The sequence below is a fragment of the Pseudomonas putida genome, assembly GCF_028682635.1.
Taxonomy (GTDB): domain Bacteria; phylum Pseudomonadota; class Gammaproteobacteria; order Pseudomonadales; family Pseudomonadaceae; genus Aquipseudomonas; species Aquipseudomonas putida_AE.
The window spans coordinates 1-26,745 of sequence record NZ_JANHLK010000047.1 but is presented as its reverse complement, the minus strand read 5'-3'; the positions used below and the strand labels follow the sequence as shown (position 1 = coordinate 26,745).

At 59.8% G+C, this 26,745-nt stretch carries 26 protein-coding genes; 10 read left to right on the top strand and 16 right to left on the bottom strand.

The genetic code is table 11. The features are described from left to right. Window positions 1-203: 203 nt before the first annotated feature. Window positions 204-1,403: a tyrosine--tRNA ligase gene (tyrS, locus tag NPS56_RS30015; protein ID WP_274078005.1), complete on the bottom strand. Its 1,200-nt coding sequence runs from the start codon at window positions 1,401-1,403 to the stop codon at window positions 204-206. Window positions 1,404-1,616: 213 nt separating this feature from the next. Here tyrS and NPS56_RS30010 point away from each other — a divergent pair, with 213 nt between their 5' ends. Further along, entirely contained in the window at window positions 1,617-3,062 is a 1,446-nt protein-coding gene (locus NPS56_RS30010) for a peptidoglycan DD-metalloendopeptidase family protein (protein WP_274078004.1), read from the top strand. A 3-nt stretch (window positions 3,063-3,065) separates the two neighbouring features. Then, entirely contained in the window at window positions 3,066-4,157 is a 1,092-nt protein-coding gene (locus NPS56_RS30005; protein WP_274078003.1) for an anhydro-N-acetylmuramic acid kinase, read from the top strand. Window positions 4,158-4,224: 67 nt separating this feature from the next. Here NPS56_RS30005 and erpA read toward each other — a convergent pair whose 3' ends face one another. Then, window positions 4,225-4,575, bottom strand: a complete 351-nt coding sequence (gene erpA, locus NPS56_RS30000; protein WP_007906865.1) for an iron-sulfur cluster insertion protein ErpA — start codon at window positions 4,573-4,575, stop codon at window positions 4,225-4,227. 167 nt (window positions 4,576-4,742) lie between these two features. Beyond that, window positions 4,743-5,777, bottom strand: coding sequence for an N-acetyl-gamma-glutamyl-phosphate reductase (argC, locus tag NPS56_RS29995; RefSeq protein WP_274078002.1), 1,035 nt, complete (start codon window positions 5,775-5,777; stop codon window positions 4,743-4,745). 134 nt (window positions 5,778-5,911) lie between these two features. Between argC and hemJ the strand changes: the two genes are divergently transcribed. The 6 genes from hemJ to coq7 all read left to right on the top strand — a co-directional run bounded on the left by hemJ (window position 5,912) and on the right by coq7 (window position 10,422). After that, entirely contained in the window at window positions 5,912-6,340 is a 429-nt protein-coding gene (gene hemJ / locus NPS56_RS29990) for a protoporphyrinogen oxidase HemJ (RefSeq protein WP_274078001.1), read from the top strand. Window positions 6,341-6,372: 32 nt separating this feature from the next. Further along, the gene (locus tag NPS56_RS29985; protein ID WP_274078000.1) at window positions 6,373-7,341 is read left to right on the top strand and encodes an NAD(P)H-dependent flavin oxidoreductase; all 969 of its coding nucleotides are present in this window, start codon (window positions 6,373-6,375) and stop codon (window positions 7,339-7,341) included. Window positions 7,342-7,403: 62 nt separating this feature from the next. After that, window positions 7,404-8,351 (top strand): DUF805 domain-containing protein, encoded by a 948-nt coding sequence (locus NPS56_RS29980; RefSeq protein ID WP_274077999.1) that lies wholly within the window; start codon window positions 7,404-7,406, stop codon window positions 8,349-8,351. A 61-nt stretch (window positions 8,352-8,412) separates the two neighbouring features. Continuing rightward, a complete protein-coding gene (locus tag NPS56_RS29975) occupies window positions 8,413-9,201 on the top strand; it encodes an SDR family NAD(P)-dependent oxidoreductase (RefSeq protein ID WP_274077998.1) in 789 nt (262 codons plus the stop codon). 80 nt (window positions 9,202-9,281) lie between these two features. Then, window positions 9,282-9,620 (top strand): histidine triad nucleotide-binding protein, encoded by a 339-nt coding sequence (locus tag NPS56_RS29970; RefSeq protein ID WP_274077997.1) that lies wholly within the window; start codon window positions 9,282-9,284, stop codon window positions 9,618-9,620. A gap of 154 nt (window positions 9,621-9,774) precedes the next feature. Beyond that, window positions 9,775-10,422, top strand: coding sequence for a 2-polyprenyl-3-methyl-6-methoxy-1,4-benzoquinone monooxygenase (coq7, locus tag NPS56_RS29965; protein WP_274077996.1), 648 nt, complete (start codon window positions 9,775-9,777; stop codon window positions 10,420-10,422). A gap of 64 nt (window positions 10,423-10,486) precedes the next feature. On the opposite strand, the gene NPS56_RS29960 is transcribed toward coq7, so the two are convergent. Then, window positions 10,487-10,909 (bottom strand): OsmC family protein, encoded by a 423-nt coding sequence (locus NPS56_RS29960; protein WP_274077995.1) that lies wholly within the window; start codon window positions 10,907-10,909, stop codon window positions 10,487-10,489. A 230-nt stretch (window positions 10,910-11,139) separates the two neighbouring features. Between NPS56_RS29960 and crp the strand changes: the two genes are divergently transcribed. Next, window positions 11,140-11,784 (top strand): cAMP-activated global transcriptional regulator CRP, encoded by a 645-nt coding sequence (gene crp / locus NPS56_RS29955; protein WP_274077994.1) that lies wholly within the window; start codon window positions 11,140-11,142, stop codon window positions 11,782-11,784. Between the two features lie 10 nt (window positions 11,785-11,794). Here crp and NPS56_RS29950 read toward each other — a convergent pair whose 3' ends face one another. The 4 genes from NPS56_RS29950 to NPS56_RS29935 all read right to left on the bottom strand — a co-directional run bounded on the left by NPS56_RS29950 (window position 11,795) and on the right by NPS56_RS29935 (window position 15,078). After that, window positions 11,795-12,496 (bottom strand): lipoate--protein ligase family protein, encoded by a 702-nt coding sequence (locus NPS56_RS29950; protein ID WP_274077993.1) that lies wholly within the window; start codon window positions 12,494-12,496, stop codon window positions 11,795-11,797. 96 nt (window positions 12,497-12,592) lie between these two features. Further along, window positions 12,593-13,429, bottom strand: coding sequence for an indole-3-glycerol phosphate synthase TrpC (gene trpC, locus NPS56_RS29945; RefSeq protein ID WP_274077992.1), 837 nt, complete (start codon window positions 13,427-13,429; stop codon window positions 12,593-12,595). Next, window positions 13,426-14,475, bottom strand: coding sequence for an anthranilate phosphoribosyltransferase (gene trpD, locus NPS56_RS29940; RefSeq protein WP_274077991.1), 1,050 nt, complete (start codon window positions 14,473-14,475; stop codon window positions 13,426-13,428). The genes trpC and trpD overlap by 4 nt, the downstream gene beginning before the upstream one ends. Window positions 14,476-14,484: 9 nt before the next feature. After that, the gene (locus NPS56_RS29935) at window positions 14,485-15,078 is read right to left on the bottom strand and encodes an aminodeoxychorismate/anthranilate synthase component II (RefSeq protein ID WP_274077990.1); all 594 of its coding nucleotides are present in this window, start codon (window positions 15,076-15,078) and stop codon (window positions 14,485-14,487) included. A 404-nt stretch (window positions 15,079-15,482) separates the two neighbouring features. Here NPS56_RS29935 and estP point away from each other — a divergent pair, with 404 nt between their 5' ends. Then, window positions 15,483-17,390 carry an esterase EstP gene (gene estP / locus NPS56_RS29930; protein WP_274077989.1) on the top strand — a complete coding sequence of 636 codons (1,908 nt, stop codon included), beginning with the start codon at window positions 15,483-15,485 and terminating at the stop codon, window positions 17,388-17,390. Between the two features lie 175 nt (window positions 17,391-17,565). Here estP and trpE read toward each other — a convergent pair whose 3' ends face one another. From trpE to NPS56_RS29890, 8 genes are all read right to left on the bottom strand, one after another. Further along, window positions 17,566-19,047, bottom strand: coding sequence for an anthranilate synthase component I (gene trpE, locus NPS56_RS29925; RefSeq protein WP_274077988.1), 1,482 nt, complete (start codon window positions 19,045-19,047; stop codon window positions 17,566-17,568). A 70-nt stretch (window positions 19,048-19,117) separates the two neighbouring features. After that, window positions 19,118-19,936, bottom strand: coding sequence for a phosphoglycolate phosphatase (locus NPS56_RS29920; RefSeq protein WP_274077987.1), 819 nt, complete (start codon window positions 19,934-19,936; stop codon window positions 19,118-19,120). Further along, complete coding sequence (gene rpe / locus NPS56_RS29915; RefSeq protein WP_033044299.1) at window positions 19,933-20,607, bottom strand: ribulose-phosphate 3-epimerase; 675 nt, start codon at window positions 20,605-20,607, stop codon at window positions 19,933-19,935. The genes NPS56_RS29920 and rpe overlap by 4 nt, the downstream gene beginning before the upstream one ends. A gap of 80 nt (window positions 20,608-20,687) precedes the next feature. Beyond that, window positions 20,688-21,836 (bottom strand): iron-containing alcohol dehydrogenase, encoded by a 1,149-nt coding sequence (locus tag NPS56_RS29910; protein WP_274077986.1) that lies wholly within the window; start codon window positions 21,834-21,836, stop codon window positions 20,688-20,690. Window positions 21,837-22,020: 184 nt separating this feature from the next. Continuing rightward, complete coding sequence (locus tag NPS56_RS29905; RefSeq protein WP_008061581.1) at window positions 22,021-22,845, bottom strand: ABC transporter permease; 825 nt, start codon at window positions 22,843-22,845, stop codon at window positions 22,021-22,023. 12 nt (window positions 22,846-22,857) lie between these two features. Then, complete coding sequence (locus NPS56_RS29900; RefSeq protein WP_274077985.1) at window positions 22,858-24,105, bottom strand: ABC transporter permease; 1,248 nt, start codon at window positions 24,103-24,105, stop codon at window positions 22,858-22,860. A gap of 189 nt (window positions 24,106-24,294) precedes the next feature. Next, window positions 24,295-25,338 carry an ABC transporter substrate-binding protein gene (locus NPS56_RS29895; RefSeq protein WP_274077984.1) on the bottom strand — a complete coding sequence of 348 codons (1,044 nt, stop codon included), beginning with the start codon at window positions 25,336-25,338 and terminating at the stop codon, window positions 24,295-24,297. 48 nt (window positions 25,339-25,386) lie between these two features. Continuing rightward, the gene (locus tag NPS56_RS29890) at window positions 25,387-26,511 is read right to left on the bottom strand and encodes an ABC transporter ATP-binding protein (RefSeq protein WP_274077983.1); all 1,125 of its coding nucleotides are present in this window, start codon (window positions 26,509-26,511) and stop codon (window positions 25,387-25,389) included. Window positions 26,512-26,745 lie beyond the last annotated feature (234 nt).

Below are 26,745 nucleotides of genomic sequence, written 5' to 3'. Positions count from 1 at the left end.
ATCAGCGGGAGGCGAATTCTACAGCGTTACACGCTGCTGTCAACACCTCTTTTTCAACTTCCTGCTGGCTTCGATGAACTGAAGCAACCTGCTGTCAAAACTGTGTAACTCGTTGTTTACCAAGGAGTTTTCCGTTTCGACTGCGCCGGAAGTGGGGCGAATTATAGGCTTCTGGAATTCGCCGTCAACCTTTTGTTTCAGGTTTATTCGGACTTGAGCGTAATACGCGCAAATGCCTTCTTGCCGGCCTGGCAAACGTGGGTCGCACCCAGTACGTATATAAAGGAGCGATCAACCACCTCGCCATCGATACGCACCCCACCGGAACCGAGCAGATCACGGGCCACAGCCGAGTTCTTCACCAAGCCTGCCTTATTAAGGACAGCCGCGATCGGCATGTCTTCGGCAGCCGTCAATTCGATCTCAGGCAGATCGTCCGGCAGCTCGCCATCCTTCATGCGGTTGCCTGCCGCGCGATGAGCATTGGCCGCAGCCTCCTCACCATGGAAACGGGCAACGATCTCTTCAGCCAGCTTGATCTTGATGTCACGCGGATTGGCACCCGCCTCGACATCGGCACGGAACGCATTGATCTCATCCATGGAGCGGAAGCTGAGCAGTTCGAAGTAACGCCACATCAGTGCATCCGGGATGGAGACCAGCTTGCTGTACATCACACCTGGTGCTTCCTGGATACCAACGTAGTTGCCCAGGGACTTGGACATCTTCTTCACGCCGTCCAGGCCTTCGAGCAATGGCATGGTCAGAATGCACTGGGCTTCCTGGCCGTAGCCACGCTGCAGCTCACGCCCCATCAACAGGTTGAACTTCTGGTCGGTACCGCCGAGCTCGACGTCCGCACGCAAGGCCACCGAGTCGTAGCCTTGTACCAACGGATACAGGAACTCGTGAATGGCGATCGGCTGGTTGGTCGTGTAGCGCTTATCGAAGTCATCGCGCTCGAGCATGCGAGCCACGGTGTATTGCGAAGTCAGGCGAATGAAGTCGGCCGGACCCATCTGATCCATCCAGGTGGAGTTGAACGCCACCTCGGTCTTGGCCGGGTCGAGAATCTTGAAAACCTGGGTCTTGTAGGTCTCGGCATTTTCGAGCACCTGCTCGCGGGTCAGCGGAGGACGCGTTGCGCTCTTGCCGCTTGGATCGCCGATCGTCCCGGTGAAGTCGCCAATCAGGAAGATCACTTGGTGACCAAGCTCCTGGAACTGGCGCAGCTTGTTGATCAGCACGGTGTGCCCCAGGTGCAAATCAGGGGCAGTCGGGTCGAAGCCTGCCTTGATCCGCAGCGGCTGGCCACGCTTGAGCTTTTCGATCAGCTCGGACTCGACCAACAGTTCTTCCGCACCACGTTTAATCAGCGCTAGCTGCTCTTCAACCGACTTCATAACAGACCCGCAAGGCTCGAATTCAAAGGGGATCAACCATACAAGATCGCGCGGCAAATACAAAGTTTGGCCGGCGCAATGACGCCAATCCGCTGACAGAGCGTCTGCGGACTTGCTTAAGGGATGATTTGGTTATATTTTATACAGTTATTTCATCTTTATCATGTCATTCATCTTTTCCAATTCATCTTTTTCAAAGTCAAAACACTACCTATGACCAAAGAATCGTCTAAAGCGCCACCGCTTTACCCGAAGACCCACCTGCTCGCAGCGAGTGGCATTGCCGCCCTTCTGAGCCTGGCGCTTCTGGTATTTCCTTCCAGTGATGTCGAAGCCAAAAAGACAACCCTGAGTCTTGAACTGGAAAGCCCTGCGGAACAACTGACACAGGAACAAGACGCTGCAGAAGCCGTCCAGGCCACAAATGAGGCGGTCGAGTCTCCTTTTGCGCAGATCGAAGACAGTGCGCAGGAACCCCAGGAAACCGCTCAAGCCGCACCTGCACCAGTAGTCCCTGCACCCACCCCTGCACCGGTTGCCGAAGAAAAGAAGGCGCCCACTCACAGGGAAGTGATCGTCACCAAAGGCGACACGCTCTCCACGCTGTTCGAGAAAGTCGGCCTTCCAGCCCCTTCGGTACATGACCTGCTGGCCAGCAGCAAACAGGCCAAGCAATTCAGCCAGCTCAAGCATGGGCAGAAACTCGAATTCGAACTGGGTCCTGACGGGCAACTGGCCAGCCTGCACAGCCAGGTCAGCGACCTCGAGACCATCACCCTGACCAAGAACGACAAGGGCTACAGCTTCAACCGCGTGACCGCCAAGCCCACCGTGCGCTCAGCGTACGTGCATGGCGTCATCAACAGCTCGCTGTCCCAGTCCGCTGCCCGCGCTGGCCTGTCGCACAGCCTGACCATGGACATGGCCAGCGTGTTTGGCTATGACGTCGACTTTGCCCAGGATATTCGCCAGGGTGACCAGTTCGATGTGATCTATGAACAGAAAGTGGTCAACGGCAAAGCGGTCGGTAACGGCCCGATCCTGTCCGCCCGCTTCACCAACCGCGGCAAGACCTACACCGCCGTGCGCTACACCAACAAGCAAGGCAACACCAGCTATTACACGGCTGACGGCAACAGCATGCGCAAGGCATTCATCCGTACCCCGGTGGACTTCGCCCGCATCAGCTCGAAATTTTCCATGGGCCGCAAGCACCCGATCCTGAACAAGATCCGCGCCCACAAAGGCGTCGACTACGCAGCACCGCGCGGCACGCCAATCAAGGCGGCCGGCGACGGCAAAGTATTGCTGGCGGGCCGCCGCGGCGGTTACGGCAACACCGTGATCATCCAGCACGGCAATACCTACCGTACGCTGTACGGCCACATGCAAGGCTTCGCCAAGGGCGTCAAGACTGGCGGCACCGTCAAACAAGGCCAGGTCATCGGCTACATCGGCACTACCGGCCTGTCCACCGGCCCGCATTTGCACTACGAATTCCAGGTGAATGGCGTACACGTCGATCCACTGGGCCAGAAAGTAGCGATGGCCGACCCGATTTCCAAAGCTGAACGCGCACGTTTCCTGGCGCAGAGCCAGCCATTGATGGCGCGCATGGACCAGGAAAAATCCACCCAGCTGGCTTCGGCCAAGCGCTAGGCCATGGCGCTCTATATAGGTGTGATGTCCGGGACCAGCCTTGATGGCCTGGACATAGCACTGATCGATCAGGCCCCGGCGATCAGGCTGATTGCAACACATTACATCCCGATGCCCGACTCCCTGCGCGCCGAGCTGCTTGGCTTGTGCGCCAGCGGTCGGGATGAGATAGCCCGCTCCGCCATTGCCCAACAGAACTGGGTGAAACTGGCGGCGCAGGGCGTAAACGCCCTCCTTGCCCAACATCAGCTCAAGCCTGAAGACATTCGCGCGATTGGCAGTCACGGCCAGACCATTCGCCATGAGCCCGCTCGCGGCTTCACGGTGCAAATCGGCAACCCTGCCCTGCTGACCGAGCTGACCGGCATCACCGTGGTCAGTGACTTCCGCAGCCGCGACGTCGCCGCCGGCGGGCAAGGTGCTCCACTGGTTCCAGCCTTTCACGAAGCGCTTTTTGAAGAACGCACCGGCAACCGCGCGGTGCTCAACGTGGGTGGTTTCAGCAATCTCAGCCTGATTGAACCCGGCAAACCCGTTGCAGGTTTCGACTGCGGCCCGGGCAATGTGTTGCTGGACGCCTGGATTCACCAACAGCGCGGAGACAACTTTGACCGTGATGGCCAATGGGCAGCCAGCGGCAAGATTGAGCCAGCACTGTTGAAGGCACTGCTCAGCGACCCCTTCTTCGTGACAAAGGGCCCAAAGAGCACCGGCCGTGAAGTCTTCAACCTGCCCTGGCTGACCCGCCATCTGGCAGCGCTGCCGACCTTCGCTGCCGAGGATGTACAGGCAACGCTACTGGAACTGACGGCATTGACCATCATCGAATCACTGCACAGCGCCCAGGCAGATACTCAAGAGCTGCTGGTCTGCGGCGGTGGTGCGCACAACGCCACACTGATGAAGCGCCTGGCCAACCTGCTACCGAATGCGACTGTCAGCAGCACCGCCACTCACGGTGTAGACCCGGACTGGGTGGAAGCCATGGCCTTCGCCTGGCTGGCCCACTGCTGCCTGGAAGGCATCGCGGCCAATCGCCCAAGCGTCACTGGCGCTCACGGGCTGCGTGTACTCGGCGCCATCTACCCCGCATAAGTGACGCACAGCAAAACGCCGCAGGGCCTCAGGGCCATGCGGCGTTTTGCTGATACCGACGCGCTGATCAGATCGAGAACGAAGAGCCACAGCCACAGGTGGTGGTCGCGTTCGGGTTCTTGATGACGAAGCGCGAGCCTTCCAGACCTTCCTGATAATCCACCTCGGCTCCTGCCAGGTACTGGAAGCTCATCGGATCGACAACCAGACTCACACCTTCGCGCTCAACGATGGTATCGTCATCGGCCACTTCTTCATCGAAAGTGAAGCCGTACTGAAAACCTGAACAACCGCCGCCCGTAACGAATACGCGCAGCTTCAAGCGATCATTCCCCTCTTCATCGACCAGGCTCTTCACCTTGTGCGCGGCACCGTGGGTGAATTGCAAAGCCGTGGGGGTGAAGGATTCGACGCTCATGCTGACTATCTCCCGGCGTTACGCCGTCATATTGCGTGATGACGCGCATTATCCGCTTCTCCTAGAAAAGCGGTCAACTATTGTTATGGTATATCAACCAACCCAGTCGCCCGCCCTGAATGCAAAAAGGCCCGTTCAACGGGCCTTTTGCTAGGTGCGATACAGCGTTACGGCAACATGCCCGCGTGGGACAGGCCCAGACGCTCATCCAGGCCAAACAGGATGTTCATGTTCTGCACCGCCTGACCCGACGCACCTTTGACCAGGTTGTCGATCACCGACAACACGACCACCAGGTCACCGTCCTGTGGACGGTGCACGGCAATACGGCAGACGTTGGCGCCGCGCACACTGCGGGTTTCCGGGTGGCTGCCGGCAGGCATGACGTCGACGAACGGTTCGTCGGCATAACGTTTTTCAAACAGCGCCTGCAGATCCACCGAGCGATCCACGACGGTCGCGTAGAGCGTGGAGTGAATGCCACGGATCATTGGCGTCAGGTGCGGAACGAAGGTCAGGCCAACGTCCTTGCCGGCGGCACGACGCAGACCCTGGCGAATTTCCGGCAGGTGGCGATGCCCTTTGACGGCGTAAGCCTTCATGCTTTCCGACGTCTCGGAGTACAGCGAGCCTACGGCAGCGCCACGACCGGCACCGCTGACGCCGGACTTGCAGTCGGCGATCAGGCGCGAAGCATCGGCCAGGCCCGCTTCAAGCAATGGCAGGAAACCCAATTGAGTGGCGGTTGGATAGCAACCGGGCACGGCGATCAGGCGTGCTTTCTTGATCTGTTCACGATTGACTTCCGGCAAACCGTAGACCGCCTCGTCCAGCAACTCCGGTGCACCGTGCGGCTGGCCGTACCATTTTGCCCACTCATCAGCGTCTTGCAGACGGAAGTCCGCGGACAGGTCGATGACCTTGGTCCCGGCCGCCAGCAGCTCGCCCGCCAGGGCATGCGCAACACCGTGCGGCGTGGCGAAGAACACCACATCGCAGGCACCCAGGGTCTTGATGTCCGGAACGCTGAACGCCAGGCCGTCGTAGTGGCCTCGCAGGTTCGGATACATGTCGGCCACGGCCAGGCCAGCCTCGGATCGGGAAGTGATCACCACCACTTCAGCTTGCGGATGCTGTGCCAACAGACGCAACAGTTCGACACCGGTGTAACCCGTGCCGCCGACGATACCGACCTTGACCATAAACCTGCCCTCAACGAACCCACTGGAAAGCCGTCGATAATAGGGCCCGTATCGTCCTGCGACAACCGGCAAGGTGACGTGTGGAGCCTCAACCCTCTACTATCCGGGCTACCGTGAACCTGGGAATAACCAAAATGCTTTATCTGTGGCTCAAAGCTTTCCACATCATCAGCGTCGTCTGCTGGTTTGCCGGCCTGTTCTACCTGCCGCGCCTGTTCGTCTACCATGCTCAAAGCGAAGACGCGGTCAGCAAGGAGCGCTTCAGCATCATGGAGCGCAAGCTGTACCGGGGCATCATGGGACCTTCGATGATCGCCACGCTGATCTTCGGGGGCTGGCTCATCTACCTTAATCCAGGCATCTTCAGCCAGGGTGGCTGGATACACGCCAAACTGACCCTGGTCGTATTGTTGATCGGCTACCACCACATGTGCGGCGCGCAGGTGAAGCGCTTTGCCCGTGGCGAGAACACCCGTAGCCATGTCTTTTATCGCTGGTTCAACGAAGTGCCAGTCCTGATGTTGCTGGCTATCGTAATTCTGGTCGTCGTCCGGCCGTTTTAAATCAACAGGCACCCATTACCGGGGTATTTCCAATGTCGCTGCCCGCTCTGCTCGAACAACGTTTGCGTCTGCCCGTGGTGGCGGCGCCAATGTTCCTGATTTCCAACCCGCAACTGGTGCTCGCCTGCTGCCGCAATGGCGTGGTCGGCAGCTTCCCGGCGCTGAACCAGCGCGAGAGCAGCGGTTTCAAGGCCTGGCTGGAAGAAATCGAAGCCGGGCTGGCGAAACTGGAGAATCCCGCGCCCTACGCGGTGAACCTGATCGTTCACAACAGCAACCCGCGATTACAGGCGGATCTGCAAATCTGTATCGAACACAAAGTGCCGATCGTGATCACCAGTCTCGGCGCCGTGAAGGAAGTGGTCGATGCGGTCCACAGCTACGGCGGCCTGGTATTCCATGATGTGACGACTCGCCGCCATGCGGAGAAAGCCGCTGAGGCGGGGGTGGACGGGCTGATCGCCGTCGCTGCGGGTGCCGGCGGACATGCCGGGACCTGGAGCCCGTTCTCGCTGATCGCCGAAATCCGCCAGTTCTTCGACAAGACCCTACTGCTGGCCGGGTGCCTGAATCACGGCCACGAAATTCTCGCCGCGCAATTGCTTGGCGCCGACCTGGCCTACTTCGGCACACGATTTATCGGCACCACCGAAAGTCATGCACCGGATGCCTACAAAGAGATGCTGCTGACATCCAGAGCGGCAGACATCATCCATACTCCAGCGGTGTCAGGTGTACCGGCAAGTTTCATGCGCCAGAGCCTGGAGGCCGCCGGTTTCGACATGGCAGCCCTGCAAAACAAGGGCGAGGTCAATTTCGGCTCCAAGCTCAAACCCATCAGCGATGAAGCCAAAGCCTGGAAAACCGTGTGGTCCGCGGGCCAGGGCGTGGGTGAAATCGATGACTTGCCGAGCGTCGAGCAACTGGTCGCGCGCCTCGACGCCGAGTACCGCACGGCGCAGGAACAAGCAGCGCAGCTGCGCCAACACTGGCCGCGCTGAACATTCGGGCCAGCCGAGGCTGGCTATTCGTACCAATGACTGGCGACAAGGATGCCTGGGCAATGAGCGAAAACCGTTACAAGATCGTGTTCGACGGAGCACTGTTGCCGGGTGTTGATCTCAACAGCGCCAAACTCAATCTCGCTACGCTGTTCAAGAGCGACGTCAGCGCCATCGAGCGCCTGTTCAATGGTCGACCGGTAGCACTCAAGCGCGACCTGTCCCAGGCGGATGCGCAGACCTACCTCCAGGCCCTGAAAAACACTGGCATCGATGCCCGGATCGAGACGGAACCTTCGATCGAGCTTGACCTGGCCGATGTTCACGACCATCCCGCTGCGGCTGAGCCCCACTCCCCTTATGCGCCTCCACAGGCCCGCGTCGGCGAAAAACTGCCGGAGTTCGCCGCACTCAAGCCCTTCAGCATTGAAGGTCGAATCGGACGCCTGCGGTTTTTGGCATGGACCTTGGTGCTGAGCCTGGTCACCCTGCCCGTTGTCGGCGTGTTTGCGCTCATCGGCCTGGGCCTGGTCAGTGGCAATTCCACCACTGGACTGATCCTCGGCGGCATCCTGGCCTTCTTCCTGTTCCTGGCGTTCATAGTTGTCGGCGTTCTGTTCAGCGTTCAGCGTTTGCATGATATCGGCTGGTCGGGCTGGCTCTGGCTCCTTCACCTGGTTCCGTTCATAGGCAGTTTTTTCCCGCTGGTGATCATGCTCGTGCCAGGCAATACCGGCGCCAATCGTTATGGCCCACCCCCGCCGCCTAACAGCACGGCGGTCAAGGTTCTGTGCGCATTGTGGATTGTGTTTATCGGCTTGTTTGGCGTCACCGCTATGCTGGGTGGTATCTCGGCAATCCAGCAAGAGTATGAAGACAGCCTCGAAAGCAGCTACCAAAGCGGCTCGGTGAGCACCGAGGAAATCGATATCGACGTCGAACCTGAAGCAAATTCCCCAGCCGAGGCAGCCGAAGAAGCCCCGCCCCCTGTAGACTCTGCGAAAGAATGAACAGCGCTCCCCGCCCGTGACACCTGCGTCGCGGCGCGGAGCTGTTGCGATGGAGAATGGCATGACCCGTTACGCTCTGATCACTGGCGCTTCCAGCGGCATCGGCCTGGCGATGGCCGAAGCGCTGGCCCGGCGCGGCCGCAGCCTGATACTGGTGGCCCGACAGCGTGATCAGCTGGAAAGCATTGCGATTGAACTGACCCAACGTTTTGGCGTGGAGGTGTTGTTCCGTGCCTGTGACCTGGGCGAGCCGCTACGCCTGTCCGGCTTTTTGCTGGAGCTGGAAGAAGGTGACCGGCAGATCGACCTGCTGGTCAACTGCGCCGGCATCGGCACCTGCGGCCCGTTCCTGGCGCAGGACTGGATGACCGAGCAGGACCTGATCGAAGTGAACATTCTGGCGCTCACTCGCCTGTGCCATGCCATCGGTAACAGCATGGCGCTGCAGGGTGGCGGGCAGATCCTCAACGTCGCGTCGGTCGCGGCGTTCCAGCCCGGCCCGTGGATGAGCACTTACTACGCCAGCAAGGCCTATGTGCTGCACTTTTCCGAAGGCCTGCGCGTCGAGTTGAAAAAATGCGCGGTCAAGGTCTCGGTGCTATGCCCCGGCCCGACTCGCACGGCGTTCTTCCGCACAGCGCAACTGAACAACGACAAACTGGCCAACAGTAAAATGCTGATGAGCCCGGAGGAAGTCGCGCTCTATACCGTGCGAGCGCTGGAGAAAAATCGCGCAATCATTATTCCCGGGCGGCGCAACCGCTGGTTCGCCACCCTGCCCCGGTTCGGCTCGCGCTGGCTGATCCGCACAATCACCGGCATGGTCATCAAGGCCCACTGCCCGCGCTGAATGGCCCTGCGGTAAAACACTGGGCTGGCGCATCCGCCATGGGTACACTCAGGCCAGCTCAAACAACGGAGAAAACAGCTGTGGATACTCTGTTCACCAAGATCATCAACCGGGAAATCCCGGCGAATATCATTTACGAGGACGACCAGGTACTGGCCTTCCACGACATCGCGCCACAGGCACCGGTGCACTTCCTGGTGATCCCGAAAAAGCCGGTACGCACCTTGAACGACCTGACCGAGGACGACAAGGCGCTGGCTGGACACATCCTGTTTACCGCCCAACGCCTGGCCAAGGAACTGGGTTGCGAAAAAGGTTTCCGCGTTGTCATGAACTGCAATGAAGAAGGTGGGCAGACTGTCTACCACATTCATATGCATGTGCTGGGTCAGCGTCAGATGCACTGGCCGCCGGGCTGATTTGTATTTTCCCTTGCCGGCGATGGCGTGATTGAGATCGCCTTCGCCGGCAAGCCGGGCTCCTACAGATATTGCCTGCGTCGCAATGTCCCAGCGCAAACCTTCCCCGGCCGATTGGGTTAAACTGGCCACCGAGATTCCTCCGGAGGTCAGCATGACTACCCAACGTCACTACTCGCCGATTGATCGCCTTCTGCTGCAAGCCGATGCCGCGATGCGCACCCTGCTGCCCTTCAGCGGCCAGCCTTACCGTCCGTCGCCCGCCATCGTGCAACCCGATGCGAAAATGAGTGACGAAGACACCCGCCACGTGGCCGGGCTGATGCGCATCAATCACACCGGAGAGGTCTGCGCCCAAGCGCTGTATCAAGGCCAGGCCCTGACTGCCAGGCTGCCACAAGTGCGCGTCGCCATGGAGCACGCCGCCGAAGAAGAAGTCGACCATCTGGCGTGGTGCGAGCAACGCATTCATCAGTTGGGTAGCCACACCAGTATTCTCAATCCGCTGTTCTATGGCATGTCATTCGGGATTGGTGCTGTTGCAGGCCTGATCAGCGACAAAGTCAGCCTGGGTTTTGTCGCCGCGACGGAAGATCAGGTGTGCAAGCACTTGAACGAACACCTTGAGCAACTGCCGGCCGAGGATGAAAAATCCCGGGCGATCCTGGAGCAGATGCGCATCGATGAAGAGCAACATGCCGAAAGCGCACTGGAGGCTGGCGGTTTCCGCTTTCCGGCGCCGGTGAAGTTCGGGATGAGTTTGATGGCCAAGGTCATGACCAAGAGTACTTATCGGATCTGACCGGCTGCGTCAGAGACAAAAAAGGCGACTGCCGTGAGGTAGTCGCCTTTTTTATGAGCTCGATTCAACCCAGCTCGATGATCTCGTAGTCGTGGGTAATCTCGACACCTGCTGCCCCGAGCATGATCGACGCCGAGCAATACTTCTCGGCGGACAATTCGATGGCGCGCTTGACCTGCGCTTCCTTCAGGCCACGGCCCTTGACCACAAAATGCATGTGGATCCTGGTGAAAACCTTTGGATCTTCGGTCGCACGCTCGGCTTCGAGGAAGGCTTCACAACTCTCGACGGCCTGGCGTGATTTCTTGAGGATGCTGACCACATCGAAATTGCTGCATCCGCCTACACCCAGCAGGAGCATTTCCATCGGCCGGACACCCAGGTTACGACCGCCGGCCTCGGGCGGGCCGTCCATAACCACGACATGACCGCTGCCGGATTCGCCGAGGAACATGGCTTCGCCAGCCCATTGGATGCGTGCCTTCATCGCCAAGACTCCACTGTCTAAAAAAAGGGTCGCCAGCTTAGCACAGGCCCCTTGATTGACAGTGATCGCCGTCCTAGGACATAACCTGCGACGCTGTAGGTAAAATCTCGAATATTGCAGGAAGTGTCTGGTAAGCTGGCGCCAATTCACTGGCGCATGGCCAGCTATGCCCCAACGTGCGCAATTCACAAAAAACCCAACACACCGTGCAGTCTTTTCGGGATACAACCATGGTTGCTATTGCCCCCAACCCCAAGATGAAAAACCTCGACAAGCTGTTGATGCATTGCCAGCGCCGTCGCTATCAGGCCAAGAGCAACATCATTTGCGCCGGCGACCGCTCGGAAACGCTGTTCTTCATCATCAAGGGTTCGGTCACCATCCTGATCGAAGACGACGACGGTCGGGAAATGATCATCGCCTACCTGAACGCCGGGGATTTTTTCGGTGAATTGGGTCTGTTCGAGCAGGCAGGTCTGGAACAGGAGCGCAGCGCCTGGGTGCGGGCCAAGGTCGAATGCGAAGTGGCGGAAATCAGCTACGCGAAATTCCGCGAATTGTCCCAGCAGGACCCGGACATTCTTTACGTATTAAGCGGACAAATCGCACAACGCCTGCGCAACACCACGCGCAAGGTGGGTGACCTGGCGTTTTTCGACGTCACCGGTCGCGTCGCCCGTTGCCTGCTTGAACTGTGCAAGCAGCCAGACGCCATGACCCACCCCGACGGCATGCAGATCAAGGTGACCCGTCAGGAAATCGGACGGATCGTCGGTTGTTCGCGGGAGATGGTCGGACGCGTGCTCAAGGATCTGGAAGAGCGCAACCTGGTGGACGTCAAAGGCAAGACCATGGTGGTCTTCGGTACGCGCTAGGCTCGTAGACTTAGCCGCTGAAGATCTGCGCCAGCATTCGCCGGTAGAGTTCATCGAGGCGTTCCAGCGCATCCTTTGCTGCGAACTTCTCATGCAAGGCGATGTGGCTTTCGGCGCGCACCCGTTGCTCAAGGCCGCAGGCCTCATTGAAGCGGTTGACCGCCGCGACCATCGATTCGCGCTCGTTATCCAGCAACATCGCACCATGAACCAGCCCGACTGGACGCTGACCACCCTGACTCTGGCGCCAGCGCTGGGCGGTGCCGACCATCTTGCGCCCATCCAGGTTGACGTTGAACCGGCCATCACAGAACGCACCGTCAATTTCGCCCAGCGACGAAGTGCCGCCCAGCTCATCCAGTAACTGGCAGATCGGATCGCACAGACGCCGGTAGCCGGTCTCGATGCGGTTCAGATCCCCTTCGCTGCGCGGCGGCGCGTAAACCAGGGCAATGTTGATCGTTGTGGCCGATTGCGGAACAGGTTCGCCACCGGTATCGCGCAATAGCACCGGCCAGCCAGCAGCGGCGGAGACTTCGCAGGCATGTTCGAAACCTGGTAAGCGATTCAAGCGGCGCGGCATCACTAATGCCTGATCGCTTGGCTGCCAGAACAGCAGGCCAACCTCGGCGTCGCCGGCACAGACAGAGGCCAGCAAATCCTGTTCGGCTTGCAGGCCGGCTTCGATGGTCAGAGAAACAGGTGAGGTCACAAGGTACTCCGTAAGACAAAAAGTCTGTGGTGTTTCTTATGCCGCTATCGCGAGCACGCTCGCTCCTGTAGGAGCAAGCTTGCTCGCGATGCTTTTTCAGTCGAGGGTAGAACCGCTGACAGGAATGCCGCGCTCCGGGAAGAACAGACGCTGCAGTTCAGTGCCCGGATTCTCGGCACGCATGAACGCCTCGCCAACCAGGAACGCGTAGACGTCGCTGATTTCCATCAGCTCGACATCGGCGCGATTGAGGATGCCGCTTTCGGTGATCACCAGACGATCGCGCGGGATACGCGGCAACAGATCGAGGGTGGTTTCCAGGTTGACCTCGAAGGTGTGCAGGTTGCGGTTGTTGATACCCACCAGCGGAGTGTCGAGGGTTTTCAAGGCCCGCTCAAGCTCATCGCCATCGTGGACTTCCACCAGCACATCAAGGCCGACACCTTTGGCCACGGCGGCCAGTTCGGCCATTTTCACGTCGTCCAGGGCGGCGACGATCAACAGCACGCAGTCGGCCCCCAGCGCACGGGCTTCGACGATCTGGTACGGATCGATCATGAAGTCCTTGCGGATCACCGGCAGTTTGCACGCCGCGCGGGCTTGTTGCAGGTACAGATCGGCGCCCTGGAAGTAATCGATATCGGTGAGCACCGACAGGCAGGTCGCGCCGCCCTTCTCGTAGCTCCTGGCAATATCGGCGGGAACGAAGTTCTCGCGGATCACGCCTTTGCTCGGCGAAGCTTTCTTGATTTCAGCAATCACTGCCGGCTCTTTGAGCTTGGCCTGAGCCAGCAAAGCCTTGGCAAAACCACGGGGTGCATCGGCCGCCTTGGCCAGACTTTCCAGCTCGGCGAGGCTGACACGAGCGCTACGCTCGGCAACTTCTTCAACCTTGCGCGCCAGAATGTTTTCCAGAACCGTCGGTACACTCATCCCTCATTCTCCACTTTGAATACCGCGGTAAATGCACCCAGCTCCTCGAGTTTCTCCCGAGCAAGGCCGGTGTGCAGCGCATCGTGCGCCAGGGCAACACCCTCTTTCAAACTGCTCGCATGGTCGGCGGCGTACAACGCGGCACCGGCATTGAGCATGATCATTTCAGCCGCCTTTTGACCGTTTTCGGTCTTGCGCTTGCCCAGGGCATCGCGGATCAGCTCCAGGGACGCCGCCGGACTATCCACCGCCAGACCATGCAGACTCTGGCTTTTCATGCCCAGGTCTTCCGGCTCGACCCAATACTCGGTGATCTGGTCGTTTTTCAGTTCCGCGACAAAGGTCGGTGCCGCCAGGCTGAATTCGTCCAGGCCGTCCTTCGAATGGACCACCAGCACATGCTTGCTGCCCAGACGCTGCAGGACTTCGGCCAATGGCCGGCACAGCGCTTGAGTGAATACGCCCACCACCTGATGTTTCACACCGGCCGGATTCGTAAGCGGGCCGAGCATGTTGAACAAGGTGCGCAACCCGAGTTCCTTGCGCGGGCCGGCGGCGTGCTTCATGGCACTGTGATGGGTCTGGGCAAACATGAAGCCGATGCCGACATTATCGATGCAGCGCGCCACCTGGACCGGGGTCAGGTTCAGGTAGATACCGGCCGCTTCCAGCAAATCGGCACTGCCGCTTTTACCCGAGACCGCGCGGTTGCCGTGCTTGGCCACCGTGCAACCGGCGGCCGCGACCACGAAGGACGAAGCGGTCGACACGTTGAAGATGTTGGCACCGTCACCACCAGTACCCACCACATCGACTACACCGTCGAGGGTCTTGAGTTCAACCTGGTCCGCCAGCTCACGCATGACCGACACGGCACCGACGATTTCGTCGATGCTTTCGCTCTTCATGCGCATGGCCATCATGAACGCGCCGATCTGCGCGTCCGTGCATTGGCCGGTCATGATTTCGCGCATCACGTCGCGCATCTCATCGGTGCTGAGGTCGAGGTGATCGACGATACGGCCCAGGGCTGTCTTGATATTCATGAATAGTCCTTAGCGCGTGCCGCCGGTTTGTTTGAGGAAGTTGGCGAACAACTCGTGGCCCTGTTCGGTGAGGATCGACTCAGGGTGGAACTGCACGCCTTCGATGTTCAGGGTCTTGTGACGCAGGCCCATGATCTCGTCGACCGAGCCGTCTTCCAGTTGGGTCCAGGCGGTCAGCTCGAGGCAATCGGGCAGGGTTTCGCGCTTGACGATCAATGAATGATAGCGGGTGACCGTCAGCGGCCTGTTCAGGCCGGCAAAGACACCTTTGTCTTCATGGAACACCGGGCTGGTCTTGCCGTGCATGACCTGACGCGCGCGAACCACATCGCCACCAAAAGCCTGGCCGATGGACTGATGCCCCAGGCAGACACCGAGAATCGGCAGTTTGCCGGCGAAGTGCTTGATGACGTCAATCGAGACGCCGGCTTCGGTGGGGGTGCAAGGACCGGGAGAGACGACGATGCGCTCAGGATTGAGGGCTTCGATCTGTGCAACCGTGAGTTCATCGTTGCGCACGACTTTGACCTGGGAGCCCAGCTCACCAAGGTACTGCACAACGTTGTAGGTAAAAGAGTCGTAGTTATCGATCATCAGCAACATGGCGTTAAGAACCTCAAAAATTCACTGACTTAATACAGCCTTCGAATGATTTACCCGCAGCGTCCTGCACTTTGGCGGTCGCTGGAATCGCGAAGCAAAGCGCAATGGCACGAATAAAGAAGGCAAAGCGGTAAAGATCCGGCCGGGCCGGCAGAAGGATTCAGGCGCGCCAACGCCAGCGGGCGTGTGCCTTGATGACTTGATCCAGAAGTTTGCTGACGATCAACACGGGGAAGGTCTCATTTATACGTCTTGGCACAGTAACTTAGCTGGGCAGAGCGTGCAATATGGGGCGATCGAAGCAAGTGAAACATTCGCCAGGTTCGCGCCGAATGGCATCAGGCTCTATAGTTTTTTGGCACTGTCGTTTCACTCACTAAAACAATAAACAAACGGACTTGCTCATGATCAGACAGACGCTGTTTGCACCGCTTGCCGGTTGCCTGCTCGCCATGGCCTGCGCCCAGGCGATCGCGGCGCCCAATCCTTATTCGAACTTCATCGTCTTCGGTGACAGCCTCAACGATGCGGGGCAGTTTACCGACACGGGCGGACCTCCCGGTTCGACCCTGCGCTTCACCAACCGGACCGGGCCGACTTATCAGGACGGCAGCGGCGAAGCCTACTCCGCCAACTCGACCCAATTGCTTGGAGGCAGGCTTGGATTCTCAGCGGACCAGACCGCCGCTTCGACGTCAGCCGCCCGCGCCGCCCAGGGCCTTGCGGATGGTAACAATTGGGCTGTCGGTGGTTACCGCACCGATCAGATCCTCGATTCCATCACCACCGTATCCGCCACGGGTGAACGTGCGCGACTGGGTTACCTACCGACGAATAATTTGCGTGCAGATCCGAACGCACTCTATTACCTCTCCGGCGGCGGTAACGACTTCCTGCAAGGGCGCGTGCAAAGCGGCGCCCAGGCGAATGCCGCTGCGGACCGCCTGGCAAACAGCGTTCAGGTACTGCAAACGGCCGGTGCCCGGTACATCATGGTCTGGCTGTTGCCCGACCTGGGACTGACCCCTGCCATCAATGGCAGCCCTCTGCAGGGGCCTACTTCGCAACTGAGCGCGGCCTTCAACCGACAACTGGTCACTCGACTGGCGGGGATCGATGCCGAAATCATTCCGCTGAACATTCCCCTGTTGCTGCAGGAAACCTTTGCCGACCCAGCGCGATTCGGCTTTGCTACCGGGCAAAACCTGACGGCGACTTGCTTCAGCGGTGACGGCTGTACCGAAAACGCTACCTTTGGCATCAACAGCGCCAACCCGGACCCCAGCCAACTGATTTACAACGATGGGGTGCATCCGACCGAGGCCGGGCAAAAGCTGGTGTCCGATTACGCCTATTCCTTGCTCGCTGCGCCTTGGGAACTGACGCTGCTGCCGGAAATGGCCCACGCCACGTTACGTGCGCATCAGGATGAACTGCGCAGCCAATGGCAATCCGACTGGGAGGACTGGCAGGCCGTAGGCCAATGGCGCGCTATTGTCGCCGGCGGCGGTCAGCATCTGGACGTCGACAGTCAGGACAGCGGCGCCAGTGCCGATGGCAGCGGCTACAACCTGAACATCGGCGGCAGCTATCGCCTCAATGAAGCCTGGCGCGTGGGGGTGGCGGCGGGCTTCTATCGTCAGGATCTGGAAGCAGGCGATAACGATTCGGACTACAAACTCAACAGCTACCTGGCCACGGTATTCGCCCAGTTCCAGCAGAACCGTTGGTGGGCCGACGCCGCGTTGACCGGCGGCAAGCTGGATTACGACAACCTCAAACGCAAATTCGATCTGGGCGGTGGCGAAGGTGCGGAGAAAGGCGACACCGACGGCTACCTTTGGGCCTTTAGCACACGCCTGGGTTATGACATTGCTCAGCCGGGCAGTGACTGGCACCTGTCGCCGTTCATCAGCGCCGATTACGCGAAAGTGGACGTCGACGGTTACTCGGAAAACTCCACTCGTTCCACGGCCCTGACCTTTGATGACCAGAAACGCGATTCAAAACGACTCGGCGCCGGGCTGCAGGGTAAATACCGGATCACCCCGCAAACCCAAGTGTTTGGCGAATATGCCTACGAGCGTGAATATGACGATGACGTGCAGAAGGTGAACATTGCCCTCAATAGCCTGCCTTCCCTCGACTTCAGGCTTGAGGGCTATACGCCGCAGAGCCATTTGAATCGCCTGAGCCTTGGCGTCAGCCACAAGTTGACGGCCGATCTGGCACTGCGTGGTGGGTATACGTTGCGCAAGGATGATGACTTTACCCAGCAAGGGATTAGCGTTGGGGTCGCGCTGGACTTCTGATTCAGCAAACAGCAGGCATAAAAAACGCGGTGCCCTCACAGGCGCCGCGTTTTTTATGCTGGTGAAGCCATTGTGGGAGCGGGCTTGCTCGCGATGGCGACCTGTCAGTCAACATGAATATTGAATGTTCCGCCCTCTTCGCGGGCAAGCCCGCTCCCACAGGTTTTGCGTGAAGTCAGTTTTCTGGGGTTTGTTCGGCCAGGGCCACCGCACGGAACATCGCGCGGCGTTTGTTCAGGGTCTCTTCCCATTCCAGCGCCGGCACCGAGTCGGCGACGATGCCGCCACCGGCCTGCACGTGCAGTTCGCCGTTCTTGATCACCGCCGTACGGATCGCAATGGCGGTGTCCATGTTGCCGTTCCAGGCGAAGTAGCCGACGGCGCCGCCGTAGACACCGCGCTTGACCGGCTCCAGTTCGTCGATGATTTCCATCGCGCGGATTTTCGGTGCGCCGGACAAGGTACCCGCCGGCAGAATCGCCCGCAGTGCATCCATCGCCGTCAGGCCTGCCTTCAATTGGCCGGTGACGTTGGACACGATGTGCATCACGTTGGAGTAACGCTCGATGACCATCTTCTCGGTGAGTTTCACCGAACCGATTTCCGATACCCGACCGGTGTCATTACGACCCAGGTCGATCAGCATCAGGTGCTCGGCGATTTCCTTGTCATCCGACAGCAGGTCTTTTTCCAGTGCCAGATCGGCCTCTTCGTTCGCACCCCGCGGGCGTGTGCCGGCGATCGGGCGCACGGTGATCAGGTTGTCCTCTACCCGCACCAACACTTCCGGCGAACTGCCGACGACGTGGAAGTCACCGAAGTTGAAGAAGTACATGTACGGCGTCGGGTTGAAGCAGCGCAACGCCCGGTACAGATCGATGGGTGCGGCCTTGAAGTCGATCGACATGCGCTGGGACGGCACGACCTGCATGCAGTCACCGGCCAGGATGTATTCCTTGATGGTGTCGACCGCTTTTTCATAGTCGTCCTGGGTGAAGCTGGAGCGGAACACCGGATCAGCCGCTTGCTGCTTGCTGAAATCCAGGCCAGGGCGCGGGGTGATGGGTTGACGGAGTCTTTCCAGCAACTCCTCCAGTCGCGCGCGCCCTTGCTCGAAGGCGTCTTCCCGGGCCGGATCGGCCAGGACGATTGCGTGCATCTTGCCGGCGAGGTTGTCGAACACCACCACTGCGTCGGACACCATCAGCAGGATGTCCGGTACGCCCAGCGGATCCGGGTTCGGGCACTTGCCCAGGCGCTTTTCCACATAACGTACGCAGTCATAACCGAAATAGCCCACCAGGCCACCGTTGAAGCGCGGCAGGCCGGCGATAGTCGGCACGTTGTAGCGAGCCTTGAAAGCTTCGACGAAAGCCAGTGGGTCTTCTACATCGTGGCTTTCCGTCTCGACGCCGTCGATGGTCACGCTGACGTGATGGTCATGCACCCGCAGCACGGTGCGGCACGGCAGCCCGATGATCGAGTAACGGCCCCACTTCTCGCCGCCCTGCACGGACTCCAGCAAATAGGAGTTGGGCTCGTCGGCCAGTTTCAGGTAGATCGACAACGGCGTGTCGAAGTCGGCCAGGGTTTCGCAGGCAAGCGGGATGCGGTTGTAGCCGGCAGCGGCCAAACGCAGGAATTCTTCGCGGATCATGAGGTGCCTCGTGGCTTGAGGTTCTAACAGTCAGGTATGCAAACGCGCCGGATGACCGGCCAGGATCAAGTCAGGCGCGCCAACGCCAGCGGGCCAGGGCCTTGATGACTTTCATCCAGAGTTTGCGAGTGACCACCACGATGGCGTTTCCAGAAGGGGGTTGAACAGCGTCGGCCAACGTTATCTCAGCGGCCGGGTCCAGGCAACCGCGAATTAGCTTGCGCAGATCGTCGATCACCAGTGCAGGCGATTCTTCGGCGATCGGACGCCCGTGGTTATAGCCGTAGCTCAAGGCCACGCACTTGACCCCCGCCGCTTTCGCCGCCAGCACATCGCTGCGCGAATCGCCGACGAACAAGGATTGCGAGGCCGGGATGTTGGCCATTTTCATCACGAAAAACAGCGCGGCCGGGTCGGGCTTTTTCTGTGGCAGGGTGTCGCCGCCGATGATCCATTTGAAATATCGGCCGATCTTCATCTGATCCAGCAGCGGCGCGACGAAGCGCTCCGGCTTGTTGGTGATCAGCGCCATCTCGACGCCCTGCTTTTGCAGCCATTTCAGGGTATCGCGCACACCGGGGTAGACCACGGTCAAGCCATGGCTGTCGGCATAGGCCTGCATGAAAATCTCCAGCGCACTGTCGGCCTCGGCGTCATCGACCATCGAATGGTCGATACCGCCGGCCAACGCACGGCGCACCAGCACCGGCGCGCCATTACCCACCCATTCACGCACCGCATCGAGACCGGCCGGTGCGCGACCGAGTTTGAGCAGCATCTTGTCCACAGCTACCGCCAGGTCCGGGACCGAGTCGACCAACGTGCCATCCAGATCGAACATCACCAGCCTGGGCAGGCATCCCGGGAACAGCTGCTCAAAGCCACTCATGGGCGAGCCAGCGCCAGTTCGGAACGCATTTTTTCAATCACTTCCTGATAGTTCGGTGCATTGAAGATCGCCGAACCGGCCACGAAGGTGTCAGCGCCGGCCGCCGCGATTTCACGAATGTTGTTCACGTTGACGCCACCGTCGATTTCCAGGCGAATGTCACGACCCGAAGCGTCGATAAGCGCCCGCGCCTCACGCAGCTTGTCGAGGGTGCCAGGGATGAACTTCTGCCCGCCGAAACCCGGGTTGACGCTCATCAGCAGGATCATGTCGACCTTGTCCATCACGTACTTGAGCACGTCCAGCGGCGTCGCCGGGTTGAACACCAGGCCCGACTTGCAGCCGCCTTCGCGGATCAGTTGCAAGGAGCGGTCGATGTGCTGGGTGGCTTCCGGGTGGAAGGTGATGTAGGTCGCGCCCGCTTCGATGAAGTCACCGACGATGCGGTCCACCGGGCTGACCATCAGGTGCGCGTCGATCGGCGCGGTCACGCCGTACTTGCGCAGCGCCGAGCAGACCATCGGGCCGATGGTCAGGTTCGGCACGTAGTGGTTGTCCATGACATCGAAGTGCACGAAGTCGGCACCGGCGGCCAGGACGTTGTCCACTTCTTCACCCAGGCGGGCGAAGTCGGCGGAAAGAATCGACGGAGCAATTACGAAGGGCTGCATGACGCACCTTTTCTGAGCAGAATCACGATGGCGCGCATTGTATACCTCATGCTTTGGCCGGCGCACCGAAAGCGCGATGATCAGTAGGCCGCCCGGTAGATTTTCTCGATATCGACAGCACTCAACCGGCGCGGATTGTTGCGCATCAGGCGCTCGATCCCCGCCGCCTCCACGGCCATCGCCGCAATGGCATCCTCGGGAACCCCGAAACTGCGCAGTCCTTGGGGGATTTCCACGGCCGCGCACAGCTCGGTCATGGCCTCAACGGCTTTGTCGGCCGCTTCATTGGCGCTCAGATGAGCAGTCTTTACGCCCATGGCTTCGGCGATATCCTGCATGCGTTCAACGCAGGCCATCTTGTTCCAGGTCATGACATGGGGCAGCAGCAAGGCATTGCTGACGCCATGGGCAATGTTGAAGCGCCCACCCAGAGGATACGCCAGAGCATGCACCGCGCCGACACCGGCATTACCAAATGCCATGCCCGCCATCAGGCTGGCGGTGGCCATGTCTTCGCGGGCCTGCAGGTTGGACGGGTTGGCGTAGGCCTTGGGCAATGCCTTGGCGATCAGTTTGATTGCACCGATGGCCAGGGCGTCGGTAATCGGCGAGGCATTGACCGACAGATAGGATTCGATGGCATGCACCAGCGCATCGACGCCACTGGCCGCCGTGACACTGCGCGGACAGGTCAGGGTCATCTGCGGGCTGACCAATGCCACGTCCGGCAACAGATAGTCGCTGACGATGCCTTTCTTCAACTGCGCGACCTTGTCGGAAAGGATCGCCACGTTGGTGACCTCGGAACCCGTGCCGGCCGTGGTCGGGATGGCAATCAGTGGCGGGCCCTTGCGCGGCACCTGGTCGACACCGAACAGGTCTTCCAGCGCGCCGTGATAACCGGCGTAGGCCGCCACGCTCTTGGCGATGTCGATGGCACTGCCACCGCCGAGGCCGATCAGCCCGTCATGCCCTCCGTCGCGATAGACCCGCATGCAGTCTTCGACGATGGCGATTTCCGGGTCCGGCAGCACCCGGTCGAAGATTTCGTAGCTACGCCCGCCCAGCTGCGCCAGCGCCAGCTCTACCGTGCCGGATTTGACCAGCGCGGCGTCGGTGACGATCAGCGGATTATCGATATCCAGACGCGTCAGCTCGGCGGACAGTTGCTCGATGGCCTCTGCGCCGGTGATCAGTTTGTGAGCGATTTTGAAAGAGGAAAGACCCATGTGCGCAGCCTCTTATAGGAGTGGGAGCTGGGCACAATAGTAGCTGGGGATTTGGGGTTGGCTGGTATTCAGGTCATGAATGACCGAAGTGCTTTTGTAGGAGCTGCCGCAGGCTGCGATCTTTTGATCTTGAAAATCAAAGTCAAAAGATCGCAGCCTTCGGCAGCTCCTACAGGGGACCGGGTTAAACCTGCGCGGTACGAAGTTTCTCGCTGCGGCCACGCAGCCATTCCAGGGTCAGCAGCAGGATCACCGAGAACGCAATCAGCAGCGTCGCGGCGGCGGCGATGGTCGGGCTGAGGTTTTCGCGGATGCCGCTGAACATCTGCCGTGGCAAGGTCGCTTGCTCGGGGCCGGCGAGGAACAGCGTCACCACTACCTCATCGAACGAAGTGGCGAAGGCGAACAACGCACCGGAAATCACCCCGGGTGCGATCAACGGCAGGGTCACCCGGCGGAACGCGGTCAGCGGCGAAGCACCGAGGCTGGCAGCGGCGCGCACCAGGTTCTGGTTGAAACCCTGCAAGGTCGCCGACACCGTGATGATCACGAACGGCACACCCAATACCGCATGCACCACGATCAGCGAGAAGAAGCTGTTGCCCAGACCCAACGGCGCAAAGAACAGATAGCTGGCCACACCGATGATCACCACTGGCACCACCATCGGCGAAATCACCAGCGCCATCACCAGCGGTTTGCCGGGGAAGTCGCCACGGGTCAGGCCAATGGCCGCCAGCGTACCAAACACCATCGCCAGCACCGTGGCCGCCGGGGCGACGATGATGCTGTTCTTCAGGGCGCGCATCCATTCCGCCGAGGCGAAAAAGTCGTGGTACCACTGCAGCGAGAAGCCTTGCAGCGGGTACACCAGGAAACTGCCGGAGTTGAACGACAGCGGGATGATCACCAGCACCGGCAGGATCAGGAACAACAGGATCAAGCCGCAGAGTATCCGCAAGCTGTAGAACCACACCCGCTCAATGGGGGACATATAAGGACTCAGCATTTCATTCTCCCCTTAGCTCAGGCGCAGGCGACTGGCGCCCACCAGCCAGCTGTAAATCAGATAAAGCACGACCGTCGCGAGCAACAGCAGCCCGCCGAGTGCGGTCGCCATGCCCCAATTGATGCTGGTGTTGGTGTAGAAGGCGACGAAGTAGCTGACCATCTGATCGTTCGGGCTGCCCAGCAACGCCGGGGTGATGTAGTAGCCGATGGCGAGGATGAACACCAACAGGCACCCGGCGCCGACACCGGCATAGGTTTGCGGGAAGTACACCCGCCAGAAACTGGCGAACGGATGGCAGCCGAGGGAAATCGCGGCGCGCATGTAGGTCGGCGAAATGCCTTTCATCACGCTGTAGATCGGCAGGATCATGAACGGCAGCAGGATGTGCACCATGGAGATGTAGACACCGACCCGGTTGAACACCAGCTCGATCGGCTTATCGATGATGCCCATGGCCATCAGGCCGCTGTTGATCAGGCCACCCGATTGCAGCAACACGATCCACGCCGCGACACGCACCAGGATCGAGGTCCAGAACGGCAGCAACACCAGAATCATCAGCAGGTTGCTCTGGCGCGACGGCAAGTTCGCCAGCAGGTAAGCCAGTGGATAGGCAAGGACCAGGCAGATCACGGTGATGACCAGGCCCATCCAGAAGGTGCGGGCGAAGATGTCGAGGTAGATCGCCTGGTCCGGAGTGGCCGGGGCGATTTCGCCGAGGTCGTCGATGCGGTGGTCGACGGCGGCCAGCAAATAGTACGGGGTGATGCTGCTGGTGTTGCGGCGTACGGCTTGCCAGTAGGCCGGGTCGCCCCAGCGCTCGTCGAGTCCTTCCAGCGCTTCTTTATAAGAGGCCGGTTCAGTGGCGAACGGCAAGGCGCGGGCGGTCTTGGTCAGCAGGCTGCGGTAGCCGGCCAACTCCATGTTCAAGCGTTTGGACAAATCGCCCAGGGTCTGATTCTTGCGCGCTTCGGCGAGGTCTTCGCTGGCCGCCTTGTACACGGGTTCCGCAGGCAGGCCGCGGCCGTCCCAGCTGGCAATGGCTGCCACGGTGCGCGGCATGCCGCCGACCACTTCCGGGTTACCCACGCTTTTGTAGAGCAGCGCCACGATTGGCACCAGGAACACCAGCAACAGGAACAGCACCAGCGGCGCGATCAACGCCTGGGCCTTCCAGCGGTTGACCCGCTCGGCATGCTTGAGCCGCTGCTTCAAGGTGGGGTCAGTGCCCGCGTTCACGGGAACGGCGATAGCCATGGCGTACTCCGGAAATCTTTGATCGTTACAGAGGTGGCACTCTTTGAATGTGAGTCCACCTCTGTTCTTGATAACAACTGATCACCTGTAGGAGCCTGGCTTGCCAGCGATGAACGATAACGGGGTCTGGCTGATACACCGTGCCGCCCGGATCGCTGGCAAGCCAGCTCCTACAGGTTTAATCGCACGTTATTTGGCAGCCCAGGAATTGAAGCGCTGTTCCAGTTGCTCACCGTTGTCAGCCCAGAAGCTGACGTCGATCTGCACCTGGTTGGCGATGTTTTCCGGGGTGGTCGGCATGTCCTTCAGGACATCCTTGGCCAGCAACGGAACAGCCTGGATGTTGGCCGGGCCGTAAGCGATGTTTTCCGAGTAGGTCTTTTGCTGCTGCGGCTGCACCGAGAAGGCGATGAATTTCTTCGCAGCTTCGGCACGCTTGGCGTCCAGGCCTTTTGGAATGGCCCATGCGTCGAAGTCGTAGATGCCGCCGTTCCACACCACTTTCAGGTTGCTTTCTTTCTGCACGGCAGCGATGCGACCGTTGTAGGCCGAGCTCATGACCACGTCACCGGAAGCGAGGTACTGCGGTGGTTGTGCACCGGCTTCCCACCACTGGATGCTTGGCTTGAGTTCATCAAGCTTTTTGAACGCGCGGTCCTGACCATCCTTGCTGGCCAATACCTTGTAGACGTCTTTCGGCGCAACGCCGTCGGCCATCAGCGCGAATTCCAGGGTGTACTTCGCGCCTTTACGCAGGCCACGCTTGCCCGGGAACTGCTTGGTGTCCCAGAAATCCACCCAACTGGTTGGTGCGGTTTTCAGCTTGTCGGCGTTGTAGGCCAACACGGTCGACCACACGAAGAAACCCACGCCACACGGCTGGATAGCGCCTTTGACGTAGTCTTCGTTCTTGCCGAACAGTGCCGGGTCGAGTTGTTCGAACATGTCTTCGTCGCAACCGCGGGACAGTTCCGGCGACTCCACTTCCACCAGGTCCCAGGACACGCTCTTGGTGTCGACCATGGCTTTTACCTTGGCCATTTCGCCGTTGTACTCGCCCGCCACGATCTTGCCGTTGCCTGCCGCTTCCCACGGTGCGTAGAAGGCTTTGACCTGCGCGGCCTTGTTCGCCCCGCCAAAGGACACCACGGTCAGGTCCGGGCCAGCCGCCATCGCGCTGGCTGCCCCCATCATGCCCAGTGCCAGAGCGGTGAATTTCAGGGATCTCAACATTTATTGTTCTCTCCACGTGCAGGGTTGGTGTTGTTGAAGCCGGGGCGATCAATGCGCCTCTAGAAGTGGATCGAGCGCGCGAACGTGTTCGACCTGCCAGCCAAGCGGTACCACATCGCCGACCGCGAGCGCAGGATCCAGCTCGGCAATCGGTTGTTTCACGAAGAAGTCGGTCTTGCCACAGACTTCCAGGCGAACCCGGACGTGGTCGCCCAGATAGATGAATTCCGCCACCCTTCCCGAGAAGCGGTTGACGCACGACTCACTGGAGCCATTGAGGCTCACGCGTTCCGGGCGAATGGACAAGGTGACGGGTTCGCCGGTCTGGCCGACATTGACGGCCAGGGCTTCGACCTTTTCACCGCGACTCAACTCGACGATGCAACGATCGCCGGTCTGGCTGTGCAGGCGGCCATTGAGGCGGTTGTTTTCGCCGATGAAGTTGGCGACGAAGGTGTTTTTCGGCTCTTCATAAAGGGTGCGCGGCGGAGCGATCTGCTGGATTTCGCCTTGATGGAACACCGCCACCCGGTCGGACATGGTCAGCGCTTCGCCCTGGTCGTGGGTCACGTAGACCACGGTCACGCCCAGACGCTGGTGCAGGTGCTTGATTTCCATCTGCATGTGTTCGCGCAGTTGCTTATCGAGGGCGCCGAGGGGTTCGTCCATCAGCACCAGCTGCGGTTCGAACACCAGAGCGCGGGCCAGTGCCACGCGCTGCTGCTGACCACCGGACAATTGCGCCGGGTAACGCTGGGCGAACGTATCGAGCTGCACCATGCTCAGGACTTTTTTGACTTTGTCGCTGACGTCGCTTTTATTCAGCCCGCGCACGGTCAGCGGGAACGCCAGGTTCTCGGCCACCGTCATGTGCGGGAACAACGCGTAGTTCTGGAACACCATGCCGATGTCACGCTTGTGCGGTGGCACGTTGTTGATGGCGCGACCAGCCAGCAGGATTTCGCCCGCGGTCGGTGTTTCGAAACCGGCGAGCATCATCAGGCTGGTGGTCTTGCCGGAGCCGGAGGGCCCGAGCAAGGTCAGGAATTCGCCTTTGCGAATGTCCAGGTTGAGGTCCTTGACGATCAGGTTCTCGCCATCGTAGCTCTTCTGCACTCCACGAAAGCTGACCAGAACATCATTGGCCCCTGCGCTTGAATCGACCTGGCTCATACCCACACCCTTGTTGTTGATGACTGCTGTGGACTAAGCCTAGTGGACGCTGGGGACCACGCAAATCGGGGGGCAAGAGAGAATCGCCTCAGCCATATGGAAGACTGGGGGTAGGGATTGCCCTACAAGGATGGCGCGTTTTGGCAAATGCAGCGGCAAGCTGTCAGCTGGAAGCAGCAAGTAAAGGCAAAAGCGGGTGGGCGAGATGTCGTAAATGGATACGGGTATGAAATC